Source organism: Erythrobacter aureus (genome assembly GCF_003355455.1).
Taxonomy (GTDB): Bacteria; Pseudomonadota; Alphaproteobacteria; order Sphingomonadales; family Sphingomonadaceae; genus Qipengyuania; species Qipengyuania aurea.
The window spans coordinates 2224654-2246751 of the sequence record NZ_CP031357.1; the positions used below are offsets into that span (position 1 = coordinate 2224654).

Below are 22098 nucleotides of genomic sequence, written 5' to 3' on the forward strand. Positions count from 1 at the left end.
ATAGCGATCAGTAGCCCGTGCCCGGCTTGGGATTTCCGACCTCGACCTCCATAAATTTCTTTCGCGTCCCCGCATTCACGCGTTCAGACATTATCAGCGCATAGGGATCGTGCGGAAGAGCCGCGAGTGGACGTCCCGCGGCCTCGATCTGATAGGGGGAGACCCGGTGACGTGTGCATAGACCGTCCGCACCATCGCTGATCAACGCCGTTTCGAATTCCACGCCTTGGGTCGTCCCTCTTGAACGACGCACCGTTGCAACTACGAGCTGACCACCGCCAAGATCAAGTACGACTTCAGTATCCCGTGGGACATCGAGCAAGCCTTCGATCATGGCGCCGGTTTTTGAAAGATTACGCATTACTACCCTGTAGCGACTGTCGTCGTGAATAAGAGCGATACGGCGGAACACGGTCTTGCGGTCCGCGCGATATTTCGCCGGTCCGCGCGGTTCGTATTTCAGCTTCTTCTGCTCGAGGCTTTCCAGGAATTCGTCATTCGGCATTGGACGGGAGAAAATATAGCCCTGAACCAGGGTAGCACCCCGTTCGGTAACCAGATTCAGTTCATCTTTCGTCTCGACGCCTTCGGCGACAGTTTCCATATTTAGCGCATCGGCTAGGCTTACTATAGCGCTCATAATGGCCGCGTTGTTGTTACCATCCTCGGTAGCACCGCGAACAAAGCTCTGGTCGATCTTGATCTTGTCGAAAGGCGCTTTCCGCAAGTAGCTCAAAGAACTGTAGCCCGTTCCGAAATCGTCCAGCGCAAGCTTGACGCCGATTGCCTTCAGCTCACTGAAGATACGCTGGGCACGGCCCGTATCGCCAAGAAAGACGCTTTCGGTAATTTCGAGCTCGAGGCGTTCCGGTTCGAGACCGCTTTGGGAGAGCGCACTCCTGACCACCTGCGGAAAATCGTCATGGGCGAACTGCACGGCGGAAACGTTGACCGCAACGCGTAAGTCCAACGGCCATGCCTTGGCCTGTCGACAGACCTCGTTGAGAGCCCATTCGCCCATTTTCTTGATAATGCCGATTTCTTCGGCAACCGGAACGAATTCGCCCGGAGAAATCATGCCGCGGTCGGGATGATCCCAGCGCATAAGCGCTTCACAACATTTGACCATATGCGTCTTGGTGCAGACAAGAGGTTGAAAATGCATCGAGAACTGTTCATTTTCAACCGCATCGCGCAAGTCTTCTTCGATCTGGCGACGATGCTTGGCTCCGTCTTTGAGATCGCTCGAATAAAATCGGTACTGGCCCCGGCCGCCACCCTTGGCCGCATACAGCGCTAGGTCTGCAGCCTTGACCAGCTCTTCGGTATCCAGTCCGTCATAGGGCGCGATGGCGACTCCCACCGACGTACCAATGATAGCTCGTGTCCCGTTCACCGAATAGGGCTGCGAAATCATCTGGATCAGGCGTTGTCCCAATTCACCCAATGTGCCGCGATCGTCGATGTCGGGAAGCATGATCAGGAATTCGTCGCCACCGATCCGCCCGATTTCGCCCTTGTCGCCAATGATCCGGCCAAGACGCGCCGCCACCTGCTTGAGCAGTTCGTCGCCGGCAGGATGGCCCAACGTGTCGTTGACATGCTTGAACCGGTCCAGATCGAGCATCATCAGCGCACAGCTGCGCTTGGAATTGCGAAAGGCCCTGAGCGTGGACGTCAACCGCTTGGTCATGCGGTGGCGATTGGCAAGATCGGTCAGCGAATCGTACTGCGCCAACCGTTCCGCATCCTTCTGGTTTTCGCGGGCGACCGTGATATCCTTTGCGCTGCCGCGATATCCAGTAAAGCGCTGCTTGCTGTCGAACTGCGGCTTACCCGCGATTTCCCACCAGACTTCCTGATCTTCAACTGCGAGACGTACGTTGAGTTGACTGATGGAGTTACGGGCGCTCAGCAGGAAGGCAAGCGGGCGCTCTGCCCTGTCTGGATCGTCTGCCTGCTCGGGAATGAAAAGCTCGCCGAGCGGCTTTCCGATAGCCTCCCCGTCGGTCCAGCCCAGCGCATGCGCGGCGTTTTCGGATAGGTAAATAAGGCGGCCTTTGGCGTCGGTCGCCCAGAACCAGCCCAGCCCGGCAGCCTCGAAACTGTCAAGCAACTCAACTCGACGGGCCGCGTCGGACGCATCGATAGGACGCAGCGGTGTATTACCCGAAGTCTCTTCATCTTCGGCAATTGCCCGCGCAGATCGCGAGAAGAATCCTGCCATTCCTATCGAGCTCCCAATGGACTTACCTGACTCTCGTGTCCTACGCCCTTCAACGGTTGACAGAGATAAGGACAAATCCTTGCCAAAGGGATAACCATGACCGCAAAGTGTCTTCCGCGCGGCACGGTCGCTTGCCAGCGGTGCGGGAGATGTGCATGGATCGTCTGTCTTGTGGGAGAGAGACATGCGGCACATCGCGATCGTGGGCTCTGGTCCGGCGGGCTATTACACGGCGGAAGCGGCGGTTAAGAAATGGGGCGAGGATGCCCTTATCGATGTCTACGACAAGCTACCGGTGCCTTTCGGCCTGATTCGCACGGGCGTTGCTCCCGATCACCAATCGATCAAGGCGGTTTCACGACGCTACGAGAAGACCGCGATTGGCGATACGGTCCGCTTTGCGGGTAACGTCACGGTGGGCGAAGACATCACTGTGGAAGAGCTAACCTCGCTCTACGATGCGGTCGTGCTTGCCACCGGCGCCCCCAGAGATCGACAGCTCGACATCGACGGAGCGGGAAGCCGCAACGTCATCGGCAGCGCAGCCTTCGTCGGATGGTACAATGGTCATCCGGAATTCGCCCAGCTGGATCCGGACCTTTCGGGCAAACATGCAGTGGTGGTGGGCATGGGGAATGTCGCACTCGATGTCGCGCGCATCCTGTCCAAATCGCAGCACGAATTCGCCGGTTCCGACATCGTTGCGCACGCGCTCGAAGCCCTGCGCGAGAGCAATATCGAGACGATTTCCATCCTCGGCCGCCGCGGACCGCACCAGATCATGATGACACCGAAGGAACTGGGCGAGCTCCTGCATCTCGACCGAGCAAGCCCGCATGTCGATAATGCCGATCTACCCCCGCTGGAAGATGATGCGTTTCTGGAACCGGGTATGCGCAAGTCGGTCACGCTCCTGCGCGATTTCGCCGCCATCCCGAGAACATCCATGGTGAGAAACCCATCGCCATAGAATTCGATTTCTTCGCCAATCCGAAAGCGATCGTGAGCGAAGGCGGAAAGGTGGCCGGCGTCGAGGTCGAACGGACCAAGGTCGAAACCGGACGCGCGGTCGGAACAGGGGAGACCTATAGCGTTCCGGCCGATCTGGTCGTTACTTGCATCGGCTACCGCACTTCTCCGCTGGAAGGGGTCCCTTTCGACGAGCGCGCGGGTTGCTTCGCCAATGACGAAGGGCGCATTCTGCCCGGTCTCTATTGCGTGGGCTGGGCCAAGCGTGGCCCGAGCGGCACAATCGGTACCAATCGCCCCGATGGCTATTCGGTAATCGATATCGTCGACCAGGACATCGGTGGGGGATCGCGCAAGCGCGGCCGCGAAGGCTTTGACGAACTGGCCCAAACGCGAGGTCTGGAAATCGTCACCTTCCGGGACTGGCAGAAGATCGAAGAGGCCGAGATCGCTGCCGCACGCAAAGGGGCGCCGAGAGAAAAGTTCGTCGATATCGACAGCATGATTGCCGCTCGTGGCGCATAGGCCGCGCCAACATCTGGAACAGCCGCGCCGCGCGAACCGTTCTAAGGCTCGCACCAGAAAAGAAGCAAAATGAATACCGGGGAGATCGTTCAACATGGCCAGACTCGAAGACGAAGCTGCACAACACACCAGCGCCCTCGGCCCCCTGGTGGGGTTGACGCGAGAGGATATCTTCGGCGCTATCGCGGTCATGTTGCGCGAAACGGCTTCCGACCCGCAACGCCTCATGAAGCACAGCCAGACAATGGGCGAGGACATGATCAAGATCATGACCGGCCAGAGCGATCTGGCGCCTCACCCCAAGGATAAGCGTTTCCAGGACCCGGCCTGGCAATACAACCCCTTCATGCGTGCGGGCATGCAGTACTATCTGGCCGTCCAGAAAGGAGCGGCACACTGGCTGGAAGACCTCGAGCTGGACGAGCTCGAGAAGGACCGGGCGCGCTTCATCTCGAACATCGTCATTGACGGGCTGGCCCCCACAAACACGTTGATCGGCAATCCCAGCGCGCAGAAGATGGCGATCACCAGTGGCGGTTTGAGCCTGATCAAGGGCCTCAAGAACGCCTATGACGATATGGTCAACAATAAGGGCATGGTCAGCCAGGTTGACAAGAAGCCCTTCAAACTGGGCGAGAATATCGCGACTTCGAAAGGCTCGGTGGTCCTGCGCACCGAGATGATGGAACTGATCCAATACGGCCCGACCACCGACGAAGTCTACGAGATCCCGCAACTGACCATCCCGCCGCAGATCAACAAGATGTACATCAACGACCTCTCGCCCGAGAAGTCGGTGGTAAAGTACCAGCTCGATAACGGCATCCAGACTTTCGTCATCAGCTGGAAGAATCCGAGCAAGGAACAGGGCGTGTGGGACATGGCCGATTATGTCCGTTCCTGTCGCGAGGCGATGGAAGCGGTGAGCAAGATCACCGGCAGCAAGAAGGTCAATGTATCGGCCGGTTGTTCGGGCGGTCAGACCGCCTCGATGCTGGCGAGCAAGATGGCGTCGGACGAGGACGATCTGCTCGGCGCGCTGACGCTGATGGTCTGCGTGCTTCATCCCAAGCAGAATGATATCGAGGCGGGCTCGCTGGTAAGCGAAAACGGTCTGGCGCTGGCCAAGCGCCGCGCGGCGAAAAAGGGCGTCATCAAGGGCGACGACCTCGCGCGCGGTTTCGCCTGGCTGCGGCCGAACGATCTCATCTGGAACTACGTCATCAACAATTACCTGCTCGGCCAGGACCCGCCGGCTTTCGACGTGCTGTTCTGGAACGCGGATGCGACCAACCTTTCAGCCAGTCTGATGGGCGATTTTCTGACAATCTTCGAAACGCTTGCCTTTACCAAGAAGGGCGAGGTCGAGATGGTCGATCACAAGATCGATCTGTCCAAAGTGACCAGCGATCTTTTCATCCTCGGCGGGGTGACCGACCATATCACGCCGTGGAAGGCCACCTACCGTTCGACCCGGTTGTTCGGATCGAAAGATGTAACCTATGTCCTCTCGCATTCGGGCCATATGCAAGCAATCCTCAACCCGCCAGGCAATCCGAAAGCAAAGTATTATGTCCACAAGGACGGTAATAACACGCTGCCGAAAACGGCCGACGAATGGCTGAAGGGTGCTGAGGAAGTTGCCGGGAGCTGGTGGCCCTACTGGATGGGATGGCTCCAGGCGCGAGCCGGCGAAAAGAAGAAAGCCCCCGCAAAGTTGGGGAACAAAAACTACACTCCGCTGGACCCGGCTCCCGGTCTCTACGTTATGGAACCTTGTTAACCCTCTTACGAAGGAACCCGCGTGACGGCATCGAAAGACGAACCCATGACTGCAACCATCGAGATGATGGAGGCGGGCGGGCGGACGCTAAGGGTCGCGCACTGGCGGCTGGGCGAAGCATCCGAGCACCCACCGATCCTGTTCTTCAACGGCATCGGTGCAAATATCGAAGCGGTTGCCCCGCTTGCCGAAATGCTCGCCGAACGCCCCTTCGTGATGTTCGACATGCCGGGCACGGGCGAAAGCCCCGATCCAACCCTGCCCTACAACCCCTTCACCATGAGCTGGACCGCAAATCTGATCCTCGACCAGTTGGGACTCGGCGAAGTCGATGTGATGGGCGTGTCCTGGGGCGGTGCGATGGCGCAGCATTTTGCCCTGCAGTATCCAAAGCGAACCCGCCGACTGGTGTTGGTGGCAACGACGGCAGGCATGCTGATGGTGCCGGGGAACCCGGCCGCCCTTACCAAGATGGCGAACCCGCGCCGCTATATCGATCCCAAGTTCATGAACGAACATTTCCAGACACTTTACGGCGGAATCGATCCCGACGGGCAGGCGCATCAGAAAGATAGCCATATCGGGCGCCTCAAACCGCCGTCCCCACGCGGATATTTCTATCAGTTGCTCGCCATGATCGGCTGGACCAGCCTTCCCGCCCTTCCCTTCATGAGCAAGGAGGTGCTCGTCATGATGGGTGACGACGATCAGATCGTTCCCCTCATCAACGGACGAATTCTCGCCTCGGCCATTCGCAACGCTCGGCTCGAAGTGATCGAGGGTGGCGGGCATTTGTTCCTGCTGACCCATGCGGATGAAAGCGTCGCCAGATTACGGACCTTCCTCGATGCCCCGGCCACCGAAGCGGAGCTTGCCCGGGCCGCCTGAGCGGACGAGGCCAAGGGATTTGTAAGACTGGAAAAATGGTTACCAATCCCGCACTTGCAGCCAATGCGCTGGCCATTCAACCAACGCGCCAGACCATTGGCGAAGGCGGCGCACCGGGCAAGACGGGTTCCGTCCCTGGGCGGCCTTGGAATGGCTACGCAAGCCCGATGATATCCTGATCGTCATCTACGTCTTCGCGCCCCATTTCGTGCGCGACATCATCGCGGCCGACTTTCCGGTCGGCGCGTTTTCGACGCGCTCTGATGGATCACGCAAGCCATTGGAAAGGCGAGCGGGCATACCTTATACCCACTCGCCCTTCGAAACACGTCGACAAGGCGGTTATGCGCCTTGTCCCGCTCAGTATGGAACTCTTTGATCGAGAGCCCCCAACCTACTCTTCAAAAATCAGAAAAAGCGCCTGAGCTGAACACCATATTGGCGTGGTTCTCCATAAACCGTCAACGGCAGGTCGGGATTGGAGACTCCCGACGCATCGGTGCCGAATGTCTTGTAAGTGGCGTAGCGTTCGTCGGTCAGATTCCGTCCGTAGAGCGCAACCTCCCACTGCCCGCCTGACGGCTCCCAAGATATCCGCCCATTCACCAGCGTCGTTGGTGAACTTGCATAGCGTGGATCATTGCTGGGCTTGAAATAGGCCGTACCTCGCCGCGCTACGTCGCCACGTAGTGTGAGAAACCCGGCGGAACCGAGTGGCGCTCGATATTCAGCACCAAATGTCGCATTCCATTTCGGAGCATTCGGCAAACGGTTGCCTTCCAGACTCACTTGATCGTCGAAGTATACATCATAGCGGGCATCGAGCCAGGAAATGGTAGAGGTGAGCGAGAGGTTTCTGGTGGGCTTCGCTTGAAATTCCGCCTCTACACCCTTGATCGTTGCTCTGCCTGCATTGGTCGTACTCGCGACGCCATTAATGTACTGGACAACCTGCAGATTTGAATAATCATAGTAGAACGACGAGAAATTGGCTTGAAGCCTCCGATCGAACAGCGTCGTTTTCAAACCTACTTCGTAGCTCCAAAGATATTCCGGAAGAAATGGTTTCGCATCACCTAATTGAAAGCCTCCCGACTTGAATCCGCGAGTTGCGGAGGCGTAGGCTAGGATGTCCTCGCTCAAATCCAGTTCCACACCGAATTTTGGCGTCCACGCAGACCAAGACGCTGTAGGCGAACCGCTATCTACCTCTTCCTTGTTGGAGAAGATGCGATATCCAAAGTCCTTCTTCTCATAGCTATATCGCAAACCTGTCGTAAAACGCAGGCTGTCGGTAAATTCATAGCTCGCTTGACCAAACAGTGCGAAAGCATTGGTCGTGTTCGATTCCGGTATCGCCAGCGCGCGATTGGGCTCCAATATCTGTATCTCGTCCTCGCCATCTTCCCTGAGGTAGAAGGCGCCCAATATCCAGGTCAGACGGGAAGGCGTTGTGCTTAAGATCTGGAATTCCTGAGTGAAAGATTTCGATGATTCAGAAAACTCGATATTTCGCAGAAAGATATCTGTCGCATCCACGTCGAGTGTCTGGTCAACATCGCTGGATCGAAATGCAGTAATGGACTTCAATTCGACAGGCCCTGCATCATATCGGATAGTGGAAGACACCCCCCATGCGTCGATATCGTAGCGAGGGACCGCATCCAGAGCTATCTCATTGGGCCGGGATGGAACGGTTGCACCTGCAGCAACAAGAGAGGCTGGATAGGTTTCCCGAATGGCGGGATAGCCCGTCTCACGATCGCGGCTTGCGTCCGCGCGAAGCACGATTTCGAGCCGATCGGTTGCGTCGACCGCCAGGGTAAATCGTCCCGCGAGATTGTTTTCGTCTTGATAGCGACGATCGAAATTTACGTCGCGATAGACCCCGTTCCTATCGTTCTTCACTAAGGTCAGGCGGGCTCTGGCACCGTCCGCGACAGCCCCCGAAATAGTTCCGCTGAAGTTTCGCTTCCCCAAATTTCCAAGGGTCACACCGATAGTCCCGGTAAGCTCATCAGTGGGCATTTTGGAGATGATATTTAACGTCCCCCCGGCGGAGTTGCGGCCGAACAACACACCCTGAGGTCCGCGCAAAACCTCGACACGCTCGACATCGAACATATCCTGATAACTTGTTGTCGGACGCGAAATGTATACGCCATCATAGTGGACCGTTGTACTTGGGTCGGTAGCAACTCCGAACGCCGATGTGCCGATACCGCGAATGTTTATAATGGCCATGGAGTCGTTTGTAACGGTCAGCCCCGGCACGAAAAATTGCAGATCTTCGACGTTCGAAATCCCGTTCGCGGTCAGCGTTTCACCACTCATCGCAGTGATTGCTATTGGAACGTCTTGGAGATCCTTCTCCCTTTTCTCAGCGGTCACGACAATCACGTTAATGCCTTCCGCCGGCGTGTTCTCCTGCCCCATAGCTGGAGTTGCAACCAGTATTGCAAGGCCGGTAGAACCTGCCAGCAGACCGCTGCGATAGGGGTTCGCCTTAAAACTCATTTATCACTCCCTGTACGTATAGCGCCACCGATTGTGGCGCGATCGTTGGCCGGTGGTCTTTCGCCCAGAGCCGAGCGCCCTACCGACATCACGCTCTACGCAGGGGCGATGGTCACCCCTCGGTTTTGTTTGGAACCAACCCGAATTCCGGCTGCAAGGGAGAGAGGAGGTGGATTTTGACCCGTTCGCGCATCGCCAGACTGGAATTGGCGGTCACGGAGCTCGAGAGGTTTGCCTGCTCTTCGCGCGTGTCTCGAAGAGTTTCGGTACCCTAAAGGAGCGGATGTGGGAATTGTTGTTGCAAAAACAGGAATATAGCGGATCGGTCGCCGCTACCGATCGGACAGGATTCCGCATGACCGCGCTCGGTGGATGAGCCGCTTTCCGAAAGGCTGACTGGCACAAGAACCGCCATTCGACGCGCCCTCTGCCGCACCTGCCACACGCGGTGCTTCATCGACCAACGAACGCAGCCGACGGAACTCCCCCGAAATCGGAATAGTCTAAGGCTCGATCACGATGCCCCTGGCGGGATCGACCTTGCCCCCGACCATTTGGACGAAGGCGTCCCGCGCCGCGGCGAGACCCGCATGGCGGGAGATCGTCACGCTGTTCCCCACATCGGCGCGGAAAGCGCGCCAGCTTTGCGCGATCTGCCGCCCCGTTTCTTCGGGGCCGACATTCTTGAACAGCGCCACTGCATGGTCGGGCGCGAAGAACAGTGTCGGTGTAGGGCCGGAAATCCCATCGAGCCCCTCGCCTCGCTCCTCGATATGCGTGACGCCGACGAGGCACGAATATTTCAGGGCCGCGCCGAAGTGCTGGTGAATAGCGCGAAGGAGCGAAGCATTGCCGGCGAAATCGACCGATACGCTGGGCTCGGCAACAATGCTGTCCACCGCTTCGTAGGAGAGCACCTGGTCGTAAAGCCCGCTTTCCTCGACGAAGCGGACATTGCCTGCCGAAGTCAGCCCGATACGTTTTACATCCGGCGAACGATGCCTGGCGACGCTCGCTAGACCCATGGCGGTCTTGGACGAAGCGCTGGTGAGGATAAGCTGCGTCGCACCGAACCAATGCTCGGAACGCAGGAAATACTCGATCAGGAAACCAGTCTTGAACAGCGGGCCGAAGATCATCCGCTCGCCTTCGCGTGCGGGATCGTGCTCGGGATCGGCCGCCAGGCGCGAATACTGATTGTAAATCGGGCTCATCGGCTGGCGATGTTCGGCCATATCGGTGAACCCGCTGGCCGTCACCTTGCCCGGCACCACATCGAGATGGCTGGCCATAGGCAGATAGCCATAGATCCGCTCGCCCACGGCAATATCGGGATGGTTGCTCTCGATCACGCGGGCATGCCCCCACATGGGTACGATGCCTTTGCCGTCGAGCGCCGGGAAAAATTCCAGTACCCGAAACCGTCGCCGACCGCCGCATAGGTCACATTGTTCGCCGTGACCGAAAAGCTCTCTACTTCGAGCCGGATAGCATTTTCCGCCAGCGCGCCCTGCTCGCACTCGACGAGTTCGGCTTCGCCGATGCTATCCTTACGGACATGTACCTGCTGCATTCGCATCTCCTCTTCGGAAGAAGACGCTAGCGTCAGCGATCGATCAATGCGAGCGCTTACACCCGCATCGGCATCAGGACATAGAGCGCGGGCGAATTCTCATCCTTGCGGATCAGCGTAGGCGCGCCAGCATCGGCCAGGTGTATTTCGACATTGTCGCTATCGATCTGCCCGAGGATGTCCTTCAGATAGGCCGCGTTGAAGCCGATCTCGAACCCGTCCGCCGCATATTCGGCGGGGACTTCTTCGGTCGCGGTGCCATTATCGGGCGAAGTAACGGTGAGTGTTACCTTGTCCTTGTCCAGCCCCATCTTGACCGCACGGGTCTTTTCGGTGGCAATGGTCGCCACACGGTCGACACCCTCATGGAAGCTCTTCGGATCGAGCTTGAGGAGCTTGTCGTTACCCGTTGGGATCACTCGTGAATAGTCGGGGAACGTGCCGTCGATAAGCTTGCTGGTGAGCACCACGCCACCTTCGCCGCCGAGAGTGAAGCGGACCTTGCTGGCCGAAAGGTCGATCTGCACGTTGCCGTCCATCGCTTCTTCGAGCAGCTTGCGCAATTCGGCCACGGCTTTGCGCGGAACGATCACGTCGGGCATGCCTTCGGCGCCCTCCGGACGCGGCAGGGTGAAGCGTGCGAGGCGGTGGCCATCCGTCGCGGCAGCCTTCAACACCGGCTCGGCCTCGTCCGAGACGTGGAAGAAGATACCATTGAGATAGTATCGCGTCTCCTCCGTGGAAATCGCAAACCGCGTGCGATCGATTAGTTCGGCGAGCGTCCTGGCGGGAAGCTCGAAACTGGTTGGCAGATCGCCTTCCACGATCACCGGAAAATCGTCCCGCGGCAGCGTGGGCAGCGAGAAACGGCTTCGCCCTGCCTTTACCGCCATACGGTTTTCGGCCGCCTCCAGGCTCACCTGCGACCCTTCGGGCAGCTTGCGCGCGATGTCGAACAGCAAGTGTGCCGAGACTGTGATCGAACCCGCGCTGTCGACACTGGCATCCATATGTTCGACAACCTGCAAATCGAGATCGGTCGCCATGACCTTGAGCGAATTGTCGCCCTCGGCCTCGATCAGCACGTTGGAAAGGATGGGAATCGTGTTGCGGCGTTCTACGACCGACTGCACGTGGCTGAGACAACGCAGCAGCGTCGCGCGTTCGATGGTGGCCTTCATGGTCCTACTTTCATCCCTTTTGGGCACCGAGAGGGCCGGAATCGCCCCACCAGCGCCGGAATACGGACAGTCACCCTAGCGGGGGTTGCATCGGGAGCAAGACCGCGCGCCGCGCTGGGCGGATTCCTTGGGGAAAAGTATGGAGGTTTTTGTCGAGTGGGATCAGAACACCCGTCCTGACCTTGCCCTTCCGTCCCGCTCTCCCTCTCGACCATGCATTGAGGATATTCCCGTGGGGCGTCGGGAGGGGGAGCGGTACGGAACTGCCGATGCAAGCGCGGAGGCGCTTCACGCACGAGACGAAGAGCGCTCTTCCCCTACCCTATCATCGCCATGCCGCCATTCACATGTAGCGTCTGGCCCGTGATATAGGCCGCTTCGTCGCTGGCGAGGTAGGTCACGGCTGCACCGATTTCCTCGCCCTCGCCCATACGGCCCATCGGAATGCGTCCATTGATTGCGGCCTTCTGGTCGTCGGTCAGCGCATCGGTCATCGCGGTGCGGATGAAACCGGGGGCGACGCAGTTGACGGTTATGTTGCGGCTGGCAAGCTCCTGCGCGAGGCTTTTCGACATCGCGGTGAGGCCGCCCTTGGCGGCAGTGTAGTTCATCTGGCCGGGGTTGCCCGTATGGCCGACAATGCTGGTGATGGAGATGATCCGCCCGCCCCTGGCCTTCATCATCGGCCGCGCGCTGGCACGCATCAGGCGAAAGCTGGCTTCGAGGTTGATGCGGATCACATCGTCCCATTCCTCGTCTTTCATCCGCATGGCGAGATTGTCGCGCGTGATCCCTGCATTGTTGACGAGGATATTCATGCTGCCGAGCGTATCGACGGTGGCCGGGATCAGTTCCTCGACCTGCTCGGGGTTCGACAGGTCGCAAGTGATCTCGACATGGTCGTGACCGAACTCGTCATTGAGCTGCTCGCGGAAGGCGCGCAGTTTGTCGCCGTTCGAACCCGACAATGCGAGCCGGGCGCCCTGCCTGGCCAACGCATAGGCGATCGACGAACCGATCCCGCCACTGGCACCGGTAACGAGGGCGGTTTTGCCTTCGAGACTGAACATCACGCGTTCTCCTTCGCGAAATTCTCGAGATCTTCCATGGTGACGAGGCTGACGGTAGTCGCCCCTTTATCGATGCGACCAACCATCGGGCCGAGCACTTTCCCGCCCAGCTCGACGAAACGTTCAACCCCTGCCTCGCGCATGGCAAGCACGCTTTCACGCCACCGCACGCGCCCGGTGATCTGCTCGACCAACAGGCCCTGTTCTTCCGCCGGATCGGTCACCCGCGCGGCGCTGACGTTGGCGAAGATCGGAACGGTGAAGGCTTGCGGCGGCATTTCGGCCAGCGCGTTCTTCATCCTCAGCGCGGCCGGTCCCATCAACGAGCAGTGGAACGGGGCCGAGACGGGCAACTTTATCCCACGCTTAATGCCATGCTCCTTCGCCATTTCTATCGCGCGGTCGATCGCCTCGGCATGGCCCGAGATGACGACTTGTGTCGGGTCGTTATCATTGGCGACTTCACACACCTGACCTTGCGCGGCCGCTTCGGCGAGAGCGGTCGCCTTGTCGATATCGGCACCCAGCAGCGCGGCCATGGCGCCGACGCCGATCGGAACGGCATCCTGCATTGCAATGCCGCGCAGACGCAGCAGCTTTGCCGTGTCGGTCAGCGAGAAAGCGCCGGCAGCGCATAATGCACTGTACTCGCCGAGCGAATGGCCCGCGACGCAGTCCGCCTTGTCGGCCAGGCTGAGGCCGAATTCCTTTTCCAGCACACGTGCCGTTGCGACCGAATTGGCCATGATCGCGGGTTGCGCGTTGGCCGTCATGGTCAGTTCGCTTTCCGGCCCGTCTTTCATCAGGGCCGACAGTTTTTGTTTGAGCGCCTCGTCGACCTCTTCGAAAACTTCGCGAGCATATGCGCTGGCTTCGGCAAGCTCAGCGCCCATGCCAACCTTCTGGCTGCCTTGTCCGGGGAAGATGAATGCAGTCATTATTCTCTCCTTGCGGAGCCGCGCCTAGGCGTGTGCCGCGCGCGCCTCAAGCCCGAAGGGGACAATCCTGTTGGCAGCGTCGTGCCCGATATCGGCCCGGCCGAGGTAGGGAATGCCGCTGCGCGCGCACCAATCCCGCACGATGGCGACTTCGTCTCTGCCGAAGGGCCGGTCGTTTTCCGGCACTTCGCTGATCCGCCCGAGCCTCAGTCCGGCGATACTCCGGAGGTGTTGAGTGACGTGGAAGAACAGGCGGTCGATGGCGTAAAGATGCTCGGCCACTTCCTCGACCATGACCACATGGCCGGAAAGATCCGGCGCCAGGTCGGTGCCGACCAGCATGGCGAGCGTGGTCAGGTTGAAAGCCGCGGCAGGACGCCCGTCGAGACCGGGCTCGAGACCGTTATCCTTGCCTTTCAACCAGTCGAGCGCGCGCGCGATCGCTTCCGCTCCACCCTCGCGCCGGATATCGCCCGCCAGCGGCCCATGCGCCACACGCCCGATCCCGTGCCGATAGAGCGCGCCGAGCAGGAACCCTGTGTCCGAATAGCCGAGATAGGATTTGGTCCGCGCGGCCCCGTTCATCTGCGCCACCGCCTGCGCGGCGATGCGGTTCGAACCATAGCCGCCCATGGCAAACCATACCGCATCGAAACCGGGATCGTTGGCACACTCCAGCAGCGCCGCCAGGCGTACCTGGTCGCTACCGGCAAAGTGCCCTTCTTCCAGGAAACACTGCTCATGGAAGTGGAGCGAGACATCCCTGCGTCGCGCCACAAGAGCTTTCAACGCATCGGACCGTTCGCGCTTCAGCGGTTTTCCGGGGGCACAGATCGCAATTTTGACCATCTGCGCCTGCTAGCGCGCTTGTATCGCCCGGCACAACTCAATAGCTGCACCGACATGAGCGATATGCCCACTCCAGACGAATTGTTCGCCCGCCCGTTTTTCTTTTGCGGCATCGGCGGATCGGGAATGCTGCCGCTGGCACAGATATTGAAAGGCCGCGGCTGCACGGTCGAAGGGTCGGACCGCAGCCGCGATCAGGGCCGCACACCTGAGAAATTCGGCGCGCTGGAACAGCAGGGCTTCACGCTCCACCCGCAAGATGGCAGCGGCATCGTTTCGGGCGAGCAGATCCTCGTCGCCAGCGCCGCGGTCGAGGACACCGTGCCCGAAGTTCAGCGCGCGAGGGAGCTCGATTGCTTACGGCTCAGCCGCGCCGAACTGAACTCGATCCTGTTCAACACCAGCGGCGCGGGGCTTGCCGTCGCGGGCACCAGTGGCAAGTCCACCGTTACCGGCATGCTAGGCTGGATTTTGCACGCTTGCGGACGCGAGCCGACGATCATGAACGGAGCGGTGATGAAGAACTTCGTCTCGCCCGAGCGGCCGTATGCCAGCGCCGTGGTCGGCGGTCGGAGCCTGTATGTCAGCGAAGTCGACGAAAGCGACGGCTCGATCGCGCTTTATCGCCCTGCCGTGGGCGTGCTGCTCAATGTCAGCCTCGATCACAAAAGCATGGAGGAACTGCGCCAACTCTTCGGCGACTATCTGGCGCGCAGCCGCATTGGCGTAATCAATGCCGACGATGCCGAAGCGCTCGCACTTTTGCCCCGTGCAAAAGAGGTCATCACTTTCGGAATCGAGCAGGAAAAGGCGCAGATCGGCATCGTGCCGGGATCGATCGCGGAAGGTCCGATGCGGCAGGCCGCGCTCGTGATCGATCGGCACGACGGCAGCGAACACGCTCTCACGCTCAAGCTGCCAGGACGACACAATTTGTCGAACGCGCTGGCCGCCATTGCGGGTGCGGCTGCGGCCGGTATCCCGGTAGAAAAGGCAGTCGAGGCGCTGGCCGGGTTCGAAGGTCTGGCGCGGCGTTTCGACGTGGTCGGCACCAGTGTCTCAGCCATCACGGTGATCGACGATTTCGGGCACAACCCCGAGAAATGCGCCGCGACGCTGCGCACGCTGAAGGCCCACCCCGGCCGCGTGCTCGCCTTCTTCCAGCCACATGGCTACGGGCCGCTGCGCCAGATGGGCGACGAACTCGCCGAGACTTTCGCGCACGAGTTGGGCAATGGCGATCGCGTGATTTTGTGCGACCCGGTCTATTTCGGCGGCACGGTCGATCGCAGCGAAGGCAGCGAACGGATTGTGCGGCTGATCGAGGATGTTGGCGGACAAGCGGAATATGTCCCCACTCGCAAGGCAGCGGGCGACCGGCTCGCCGACATTGCCCGGCCCGGCGACCGCATCGTCATCATGGGGGCACGCGACGATACGTTGAGTAGCTTCGCGCGCGAGCTGCTCGCCAAGCTTCCCTAAATCGCGGACGGGCCGGCGGACTCCCGGTCCACAGCCCGGCGATAGCCTTCACGGGCAACGAGTCTATCGCGGTAGTCTTTCAGCGATTGCGGCACGCCTTCGTCGAGCCCGGCCTTTGCGGCAAGAATAAGTGCATAGCCGCAGCAGATGTCCGCCACGGTGAAGCGATCGGCGCATAGAAACTCGCGTGTTTCGAGCCGCCGTTCGAGCTTCACCAGTCGTTTCCAGAACCATCTCGCATAGGCCTCCCCCGCTTCGCTCCAGCCTTTGTCCTTCTCGAACAGGGCGAAGCGCATGAAGACCGTCTGCGGGAAAGTTATCGTTGCATCGGCATGATAGGTGAAATCGAGATAGGCGCCGAAGTCGACCTCGTCGGGCGTCACCACGAGCGAAGGGTCGCTGCCCTTGACCGCGAGGTAGTGCGCAATCGCACAGCTCTCGGTCATCGTCACCGCGCCGTCCACCAGCATCGGCACTGTCCCGAGCGGGTTCAACTCGAGATATTCCGGGGCCTGATAGCGCGGAGGAAACGGCAGGAGCTTCAGCTCGATATCCGTGCCCGCCTCCTCGGCTGCCCAAGTCGCGCGAAGACCGCGCGACCCGGCGCAGGTATAAAGGATCGGCCCGTCAGCCATGACCGTGCGTATTCCCCACCTTGAGGACCTTGTGCAACAGAATCGCAATTACGAAGCCAAGTGCGAGGCCCACGAGTGCGGAAAAGGCAGCATATGTGAGCCAACCGAGAAAGCCCGACATGGCGCCTGTGGCAGACTTCACCGCATATTCGGCCCCATGGGCGATATCGTAGAGGCCATCGAAGCCCAGCTCGTGAGTCCCGTGCAGAATAATCCCGCCACCGACCCACAGCATCGCAATCGTTCCAATAAACGAAAGGAAGATCAGCAGATATGGCACCGAATTAACGAGGAAATTTCCGAATGCCTGCGCGGTAGCAGAAGCCTTCTCGCGCAGATGCAAGCCGATATCGTCGAGTTTCACAATCAGGGCGACCGCCCCATAGACCGCGAAGGTCACACCAATACCGACGACCGCAAGCACGCCGGCTCGAACGATGAAGTCTTCCGAGGCGACTTCGTTCAGCGTGATCGCCATGATTTCGGCGGACAGGATGAGATCGGTACGGATCGCGCCTGATATGCGCTGTTTCTCGAAGGCTACGGGATCGTCGATCTTGTCGTCGACCGTTTTGCCGTGCTTCTGGCCGCCCAGCTTTTCCATCACCTTCTCGGCGCCCTCGTAAGAAAGATAGGCCCCGCCCAGCATAAGGATGAAAATGATCGCGCTCGGTAGCAGCCAGCTCAGCAACAGCGCGCCGGGCAGCAGGATGATAAGCTTGTTTTTCAAGCTGCCCTTGGTGATGTTCCAGATGATCGGCAATTCGCGCGCCGGGGACAGGCCCGTGACATAGCTGGGCGTGACCGCCGCATCGTCGATCACCACACCGGCCGTTTTGGAACCGGCCTTGCTGGCGGCAACGGAAATGTCGTCTACCGATGCCGCCGCCGCGCGGGCGATGATCGAGACGTCGTCGAGCAGGGCTACAAGTCCACCAGGCAATAGAGGCACTCCTTCGTTTCACACCCAATGCGCCCCTGCCCGCCCCGTTCCGCGCTGCCAAGCCCCCAACTTGCCTTGCAATCTCCGCCAATACCGCTATGTGCGCGCATCCCTTGGACATCCGAGGGATTCGAAGAAAGCCGGAGGGGCCCCGCAATCCCGCGGACAAGCCAGCGATCGGCCATGAAGTGAAAGGACAAGGGCATGGCTCTCTACGAGCATGTTTTCTTGGCGCGACAGGATCTGAGCCAAGCTCAGGTCGACCAACTCGCCGCCACCGCCACCGAGATTGTCGAGAAGAACGAAGGCAAGGTCACCAAGACGGAGACCTGGGGCCTCAAGAACCTCGCCTACAAGATCGACCGCAACCGCAAGGCGCATTTCGTCATGCTCAACATCGAAGGCCCCGGCGCCGTCGTGGAAGAGCTCGAACGCCAGACCCGTATCAACGAAGACGTCATCCGCTACATGACCATCCGTGTCGAAGAGCACGAGGAAGGTCCCAGCGTGATGATGCGCAAGAACGAGCGCGATGCGAAGAAGCGCCGCGACCGCGAGGAGCGTAACTGATGGCCCGTCCGTTTTTCCGCCGCCGCAAGTCTTGCCCGTTTTCGGCCAAGAACGCTCCCAAGATCGACTATAAGGACGTCCGTCTCCTTCAGGGCTTCATGTCCGAACGGGGTAAGATCGTTCCCAGCCGCATCACCGCCGTCAGCGCGAAGAAGCAGCGTGAACTGGCCAAGGCTATCAAGCGCGCGCGTCACATCGGCCTGCTGCCGTACATCGTGAAGTAAGGGGAAAATCCATGGATATCATTCTCCTTCAAAGGATCGAAAAGCTCGGCTCGATCGGTGACGTCGTCACTGTGAAGGACGGCTATGCCCGCAACTTCCTGCTTCCGCAGAAGAAGGCTCTCCGCGCTAACGAAGCCAACAAGAAGGTCTTCGAAGCGAACCGCGACCGCCTGGAAAAGGAAAACGCGGAACGTCGCACCGAAGCCGAAAAGGCTGGCGAAAAGGTCAATGGCGAAGAAATCGTCCTGATCCGTGCCGCATCGAACACCGGCCAGCTCTACGGCTCGGTCAACGTGCGCGACATCGCTGCCTCGCTCGGCGACAAAGGCCACGACATCGACAAGAAGCAGGTCATCATGGGTGATCCGATCAAGACGATCGGCATGCATGAAGTCCGCATCGACCTCCACCCCGAGGTCTCGGTGACGATCAAGGCCAATGTCGCCCGTTCGGACGACGAAGCCGAACTCCAGAGCCAAGGCATCGACGTGATGGCGCAGATGTTCGAGGACGAACAGCGCGAGATCGAAGAGCAGGCCGATGCAGCCCGTATCGACCCGACCCTCGAGCCCGGCGAAATCCCCGAGGACATGCTCGAAGAGGGTGCCGACACCGCTACGGACGAGAACGAAGAGAACGCCTGAGGCCGATCTTCGCATCCAGCAATATGAAAGGGCGCGGCGGCTTCGGCTTCCGCGCCCTTTTTGTAAGAAGCGCCCGCAATCACTATCTGTTGGCGTGACACCAATCGGAAAACAACAAGAGGCAAGAAAACCGCCCATGGAAACCATCGAACAGACACTCGACCGGATCGAGACAATTTATGACGCGGCAGTCGAAAGGTTGCGCGATGACGTTATCGCCTTCGGGCGCGAACGCGCGCTTCCCGCACCAGAGCGCCGCAAGGATGGAAGCTACGCCTATCCCGAGCTGCGTCTGCGTTTCCGTGGCGGCGATCAGCCCGAGGATCGCAATCGCGCCTTTGGCCGCTTGAATGCACCAGGCCTCTATACGACCACCGTAACGCGCCCGGCCCTGTTTCGCGACTATCTGCGCGAACAGCTCGAGCTGATTTCCGAGAATTACGAAATCGAAGTCGAAGTGGGCTCGTCTCAGCAGGAAATTCCCTTTCCCTACGTGCTCGACGGCGAAGCCGGTGCCGAATTGGTGGGAGTCGATCCCAACCTGATCGCGCGGCACTTTCCCTCGACCGAACTGGCGGATATCGGAGACGAGCTGGCCGACGGCATCGTGCTCGAAAATGCGGAGGACCCGATCCCTCTCTCTTTGTTCGACGGGCTGCGCACGGATTTCAGCTTGGCGCGGCTGGCGCATTATACCGGCACGAGCACAGAGCATTTCCAGCGCTTCATTCTGTTCACCAACTACCACCGCTATGTCGATGAATTCGTGGACTGGGCCGGGTCCCAGCTCGGTTCGAATGGCTACACCGCACTGGCTGGTGCAGGCGGATTGATGCTGAACGAGAAGACCGACAATGCCCGCGCGCAACTCTCCGATACCGCATGGCGGCGGCACCAAATGCCCGCCTACCATCTCATCGGTCCGAACAGGGAAGGCATCACGCTGGTCAATATCGGCGTCGGTCCGTCCAATGCGAAGACCATCTGCGACCACCTTGCCGTGCTGCGACCAGAAGCCTGGCTGATGATCGGTCACTGCGGCGGTCTGCGTCCCAGCCAGAAGATCGGCGACTATGTGCTCGCCCATGCCTACCTGCGCGACGACCATGTGCTCGATCCCGTCCTGCCACCCGAAATTCCCCTGCCCGCTATTGCCGAGGTCCAGCAGGCCCTCGCCGGCGCGGCGGAAGAGGTCTCGGGCGAACATGGCGCGGACCTCAAGAAGCGCATGCGTACCGGCACCGTTGTCACCACGGACGACCGCAACTGGGAACTGCGCTACACAAACTCGGCCCATCGCATGAGCCTTAGCCGGGCAGTTGGGGTCGACATGGAAAGCGCCACGATCGCGGGGCAGGGCTATCGCTTCCGCGTGCCCTACGGCACGCTCTTGTGCGTATCGGACAAGCCGCTGCACGGCGAAATCAAGCTGCCCGGCCAGGCCAACGCCTTTTACGAGGAAGCAATTGCCGCCCACCTCCAGATCGGCGTGACCGCCTGTCGCTTGCTCCGCGACGAGGGGCCGCGCTTGCACAGCCGGAAACTGCGCGCCTTCAATGAGCCGCCGTTCAGGTAGTCTCGATAGTTTGAGCGCAAGCAGCGGGATGCGGTCGATCTGGCATCCTCCCAGAACCGAATAATGACCAATGCACTCATTATTCGACTCGCAATGGTAGATCACGCTTCCGCGCTTGCCAGTCTTGGTCGAGCGACGTTCAAACAAGCATTCGCTCACCTGTTCCAAGACCATGACGAAACGCTGGAAAGATATCTCGAACAGACCTTCACTCTAAACAAAATCGCAAAGAGCCTGCTGAAGCCGAACAACAAATATTGGCTTGCTTTGATCGACGAGAAGCTAATCGGGTATGCCAAGCTCAAACTGCGTTCGAGCCATCCACTGTGCAGGGGTCGGCGTATAGGACAGCTACAGAAAATCTACGTCGACAGCACGGAGATCGGTGGCGGCGTGGGCAGAGCATTGGTCAAAATTATCGAGGACGAGGCGCGTCGACAATTATGCGACAGGCTTTGGCTAAGTGTGCACGAGGGCAACGCGCAAGCCCGTGGTTTTTATGAGCACATTGGGTGGCGTGATATCGGCCAAGACACGTTCGCGATCGGCGAACTTCAGCTATCCTATCGCATCATGGTACGCGATCTGGAGAGCTAGCCCCTCCCCCTTGTCTTCGTCCTGCCATCCTTGGCGCTTTTCTCGATAAACTCGATAATCATCCCGGCGATATCCTTGCCGGTCGCTTTCTCGATCCCTTCGAGACCGGGCGAAGAGTTCACCTCCATGATCACCGGTCCGTGATTGCTTCGTAGCATGTCGACGCCGCAGACGTTCAGGCCCATGTGCTTGGCCGCGCGGACGGCGGTTGAGCGTTCCTCGGGTGTAATCTTGATAAGCTGAGCACTGCCCCCGCGATGCAGGTTGCTGCGGAAATCGTCGGCCGCACCGGTGCGTTTCATCGCCGCGACGACCTTGCCGCCGATCACCAATGCGCGGATATCGGTACCGCCGGCTTCCTTGATGAATTCCTGCACGAGGATGTTAACGTTGGCCCCACGGAAAGCTTCGATCACAGACTTCGCGCTGCTCAGGGTCTCGGCAAGCACAACGCCGATACCCTGCGTGCCTTCGAGCAATTTTATCACCACGGGTGGCCCCTTGACCGCCCGTATGATCTCTTCGGCTTGCTTTGGGTCGTTGGCATAGGCCGTCAGCGGCAGGCCGAGACCGTGCTTGGCGAGAATTTGCATGCTGCGCAGCTTGTCGCGGCTGCGCCCGATTGCGACGCTTTCATTGAGCGGCCAACAACCGCGCATCTCGAACTGACGCAGAATCGCGAGGCCGTAATTCGTGATACTCGCCCCGATACGCGGGATCACCGCATCGTAGCCCACGCATGCCTCACCATTATAGTAAACCTCGGGACGATGGCTAGCGATGTGGACGGTGCAGCGCGTGGTATTCAGGATATCGAGCTCGTGGCCACGCTTTTCCGCCGCCTCTTTCAGTCGCTGGTGCGAATAGAGGTTCGGATTGCGCGCCAACATGGCGATTTTCATTATGC

At 59.5% G+C, this 22098-nt stretch carries 19 protein-coding genes and 1 pseudogene; 9 read left to right on the forward strand and 11 right to left on the reverse strand.

Annotated features, from left to right (window positions below; genetic code table 11):
• Positions 1–7: 7 nt before the first annotated feature.
• Positions 8–2227 carry an EAL domain-containing protein gene (locus DVR09_RS10870; protein ID WP_115416945.1) on the reverse strand — a complete coding sequence of 740 codons (2220 nt, stop codon included), beginning with the start codon at positions 2225–2227 and terminating at the stop codon, positions 8–10.
• A gap of 184 nt (positions 2228–2411) precedes the next feature.
• Here DVR09_RS10870 and DVR09_RS10875 point away from each other — a divergent pair.
• The 3 genes and pseudogenes from DVR09_RS10875 (at position 2412) to DVR09_RS10885 (ending at position 6392) form a co-directional block, all read left to right on the forward strand.
• Positions 2412–3721 (forward strand): annotated as a pseudogene (locus DVR09_RS10875) (FAD-dependent oxidoreductase).
• Between the two features lie 94 nt (positions 3722–3815).
• Positions 3816–5504, forward strand: a complete 1689-nt coding sequence (locus tag DVR09_RS10880; protein ID WP_115416946.1) for a PHA/PHB synthase family protein — start codon at positions 3816–3818, stop codon at positions 5502–5504.
• Positions 5505–5525: 21 nt separating this feature from the next.
• Positions 5526–6392, forward strand: a complete 867-nt coding sequence (locus tag DVR09_RS10885) for an alpha/beta fold hydrolase (protein ID WP_234041407.1) — start codon at positions 5526–5528, stop codon at positions 6390–6392.
• 408 nt (positions 6393–6800) lie between these two features.
• On the opposite strand, the gene DVR09_RS10895 is transcribed toward DVR09_RS10885, so the two are convergent.
• The 7 genes from DVR09_RS10895 to DVR09_RS10925 all read right to left on the reverse strand — a co-directional run bounded on the left by DVR09_RS10895 (position 6801) and on the right by DVR09_RS10925 (position 14520).
• Complete coding sequence (locus DVR09_RS10895; RefSeq protein WP_115416948.1) at positions 6801–8909, reverse strand: TonB-dependent receptor; 2109 nt, start codon at positions 8907–8909, stop codon at positions 6801–6803.
• A gap of 503 nt (positions 8910–9412) precedes the next feature.
• The gene (locus DVR09_RS10905) at positions 9413–10279 is read right to left on the reverse strand and encodes a DUF2855 family protein (protein ID WP_234041408.1); all 867 of its coding nucleotides are present in this window, start codon (positions 10277–10279) and stop codon (positions 9413–9415) included.
• Entirely contained in the window at positions 10258–10482 is a 225-nt protein-coding gene (locus tag DVR09_RS17635) for a DUF2855 family protein (RefSeq protein WP_234041409.1), read from the reverse strand. The genes DVR09_RS10905 and DVR09_RS17635 overlap by 22 nt, the downstream gene beginning before the upstream one ends.
• Before the next feature lie 56 nt (positions 10483–10538).
• On the reverse strand, positions 10539–11663 hold the full coding sequence (gene dnaN, locus DVR09_RS10910) for a DNA polymerase III subunit beta (protein ID WP_115416950.1): 1125 nt from the start codon (positions 11661–11663) through the stop codon (positions 10539–10541).
• Positions 11664–11980: 317 nt separating this feature from the next.
• A complete protein-coding gene (fabG, locus tag DVR09_RS10915) occupies positions 11981–12733 on the reverse strand; it encodes a 3-oxoacyl-[acyl-carrier-protein] reductase (RefSeq protein WP_115416951.1) in 753 nt (250 codons plus the stop codon).
• A complete protein-coding gene (gene fabD, locus DVR09_RS10920) occupies positions 12733–13671 on the reverse strand; it encodes an ACP S-malonyltransferase (RefSeq protein WP_115416952.1) in 939 nt (312 codons plus the stop codon). The genes fabG and fabD overlap by 1 nt, the downstream gene beginning before the upstream one ends.
• 24 nt (positions 13672–13695) lie before the next feature.
• The gene (locus tag DVR09_RS10925; RefSeq protein WP_115416953.1) at positions 13696–14520 is read right to left on the reverse strand and encodes an LD-carboxypeptidase; all 825 of its coding nucleotides are present in this window, start codon (positions 14518–14520) and stop codon (positions 13696–13698) included.
• A 54-nt stretch (positions 14521–14574) separates the two neighbouring features.
• Between DVR09_RS10925 and DVR09_RS10930 the strand changes: the two genes are divergently transcribed.
• Positions 14575–16002 (forward strand): glutamate ligase domain-containing protein, encoded by a 1428-nt coding sequence (locus DVR09_RS10930; protein ID WP_115416954.1) that lies wholly within the window; start codon positions 14575–14577, stop codon positions 16000–16002.
• Here the strand turns inward: DVR09_RS10930 and DVR09_RS10935 are convergent.
• Positions 15999–16637 carry a glutathione S-transferase family protein gene (locus DVR09_RS10935; protein ID WP_115416955.1) on the reverse strand — a complete coding sequence of 213 codons (639 nt, stop codon included), beginning with the start codon at positions 16635–16637 and terminating at the stop codon, positions 15999–16001. The two genes, DVR09_RS10930 and DVR09_RS10935, sit on opposite strands and share 4 nt — an antisense overlap.
• On the reverse strand, positions 16630–17580 hold the full coding sequence (locus DVR09_RS10940; RefSeq protein ID WP_115416956.1) for a DUF808 domain-containing protein: 951 nt from the start codon (positions 17578–17580) through the stop codon (positions 16630–16632). Before DVR09_RS10940 ends, DVR09_RS10935 begins: the two co-directional genes overlap by 8 nt.
• 204 nt (positions 17581–17784) lie before the next feature.
• Between DVR09_RS10940 and rpsF the strand changes: the two genes are divergently transcribed.
• From rpsF to DVR09_RS10965, 5 genes are all read left to right on the forward strand, one after another.
• Positions 17785–18150, forward strand: a complete 366-nt coding sequence (gene rpsF, locus DVR09_RS10945) for a 30S ribosomal protein S6 (RefSeq protein WP_050601122.1) — start codon at positions 17785–17787, stop codon at positions 18148–18150.
• Positions 18150–18374: a 30S ribosomal protein S18 gene (gene rpsR, locus DVR09_RS10950; RefSeq protein WP_102154155.1), complete on the forward strand. Its 225-nt coding sequence runs from the start codon at positions 18150–18152 to the stop codon at positions 18372–18374. Before rpsF ends, rpsR begins: the two co-directional genes overlap by 1 nt.
• Positions 18375–18385: 11 nt before the next feature.
• Positions 18386–19018: a 50S ribosomal protein L9 gene (gene rplI / locus DVR09_RS10955; protein WP_115416957.1), complete on the forward strand. Its 633-nt coding sequence runs from the start codon at positions 18386–18388 to the stop codon at positions 19016–19018.
• A gap of 136 nt (positions 19019–19154) precedes the next feature.
• Positions 19155–20594 (forward strand): AMP nucleosidase, encoded by a 1440-nt coding sequence (locus DVR09_RS10960; RefSeq protein WP_115416958.1) that lies wholly within the window; start codon positions 19155–19157, stop codon positions 20592–20594.
• A 63-nt stretch (positions 20595–20657) separates the two neighbouring features.
• A complete protein-coding gene (locus DVR09_RS10965; RefSeq protein ID WP_115416959.1) occupies positions 20658–21191 on the forward strand; it encodes a GNAT family N-acetyltransferase in 534 nt (177 codons plus the stop codon).
• Here the strand turns inward: DVR09_RS10965 and rimK are convergent.
• Positions 21188–22093 carry a 30S ribosomal protein S6--L-glutamate ligase gene (rimK, locus tag DVR09_RS10970; RefSeq protein WP_115416960.1) on the reverse strand — a complete coding sequence of 302 codons (906 nt, stop codon included), beginning with the start codon at positions 22091–22093 and terminating at the stop codon, positions 21188–21190. The genes DVR09_RS10965 and rimK overlap by 4 nt on opposite strands.
• Positions 22094–22098: the final 5 nt, after the last annotated feature.

Bases quoted from the DNA above. Each gene is read 5' to 3' on its own strand.
- DVR09_RS10905 (WP_234041408.1), bottom strand. From the start codon at position 10,279: ATGTGGGGGCATGCCCGCGTGATCGAGAGCAACCATCCCGATATTGCC.
- DVR09_RS10880 (WP_115416946.1), top strand. From the start codon at position 3,816: ATGGCCAGACTCGAAGACGAAGCTGCACAACACACCAGCGCCCTCGGC.
- DVR09_RS17635 (WP_234041409.1), bottom strand. From the start codon at position 10,482: ATGCAGCAGGTACATGTCCGTAAGGATAGCATCGGCGAAGCCGAACTC.
- DVR09_RS10960 (WP_115416958.1), top strand. From the start codon at position 19,155: ATGGAAACCATCGAACAGACACTCGACCGGATCGAGACAATTTATGAC.
- DVR09_RS10935 (WP_115416955.1), bottom strand. From the start codon at position 16,637: ATGGCTGACGGGCCGATCCTTTATACCTGCGCCGGGTCGCGCGGTCTT.
- dnaN (WP_115416950.1), bottom strand. From the start codon at position 11,663: ATGAAGGCCACCATCGAACGCGCGACGCTGCTGCGTTGTCTCAGCCAC.
- rpsR (WP_102154155.1), top strand. From the start codon at position 18,150: ATGGCCCGTCCGTTTTTCCGCCGCCGCAAGTCTTGCCCGTTTTCGGCC.
- DVR09_RS10895 (WP_115416948.1), bottom strand. From the start codon at position 8,909: ATGAGTTTTAAGGCGAACCCCTATCGCAGCGGTCTGCTGGCAGGTTCT.
- fabG (WP_115416951.1), bottom strand. From the start codon at position 12,733: ATGTTCAGTCTCGAAGGCAAAACCGCCCTCGTTACCGGTGCCAGTGGC.
- rimK (WP_115416960.1), bottom strand. From the start codon at position 22,093: ATGAAAATCGCCATGTTGGCGCGCAATCCGAACCTCTATTCGCACCAG.
- DVR09_RS10870 (WP_115416945.1), bottom strand. From the start codon at position 2,227: ATGGCAGGATTCTTCTCGCGATCTGCGCGGGCAATTGCCGAAGATGAA.
- fabD (WP_115416952.1), bottom strand. From the start codon at position 13,671: ATGACTGCATTCATCTTCCCCGGACAAGGCAGCCAGAAGGTTGGCATG.
- DVR09_RS10965 (WP_115416959.1), top strand. From the start codon at position 20,658: ATGACCAATGCACTCATTATTCGACTCGCAATGGTAGATCACGCTTCC.
- rplI (WP_115416957.1), top strand. From the start codon at position 18,386: ATGGATATCATTCTCCTTCAAAGGATCGAAAAGCTCGGCTCGATCGGT.
- DVR09_RS10930 (WP_115416954.1), top strand. From the start codon at position 14,575: ATGAGCGATATGCCCACTCCAGACGAATTGTTCGCCCGCCCGTTTTTC.
- rpsF (WP_050601122.1), top strand. From the start codon at position 17,785: ATGGCTCTCTACGAGCATGTTTTCTTGGCGCGACAGGATCTGAGCCAA.
- DVR09_RS10925 (WP_115416953.1), bottom strand. From the start codon at position 14,520: ATGGTCAAAATTGCGATCTGTGCCCCCGGAAAACCGCTGAAGCGCGAA.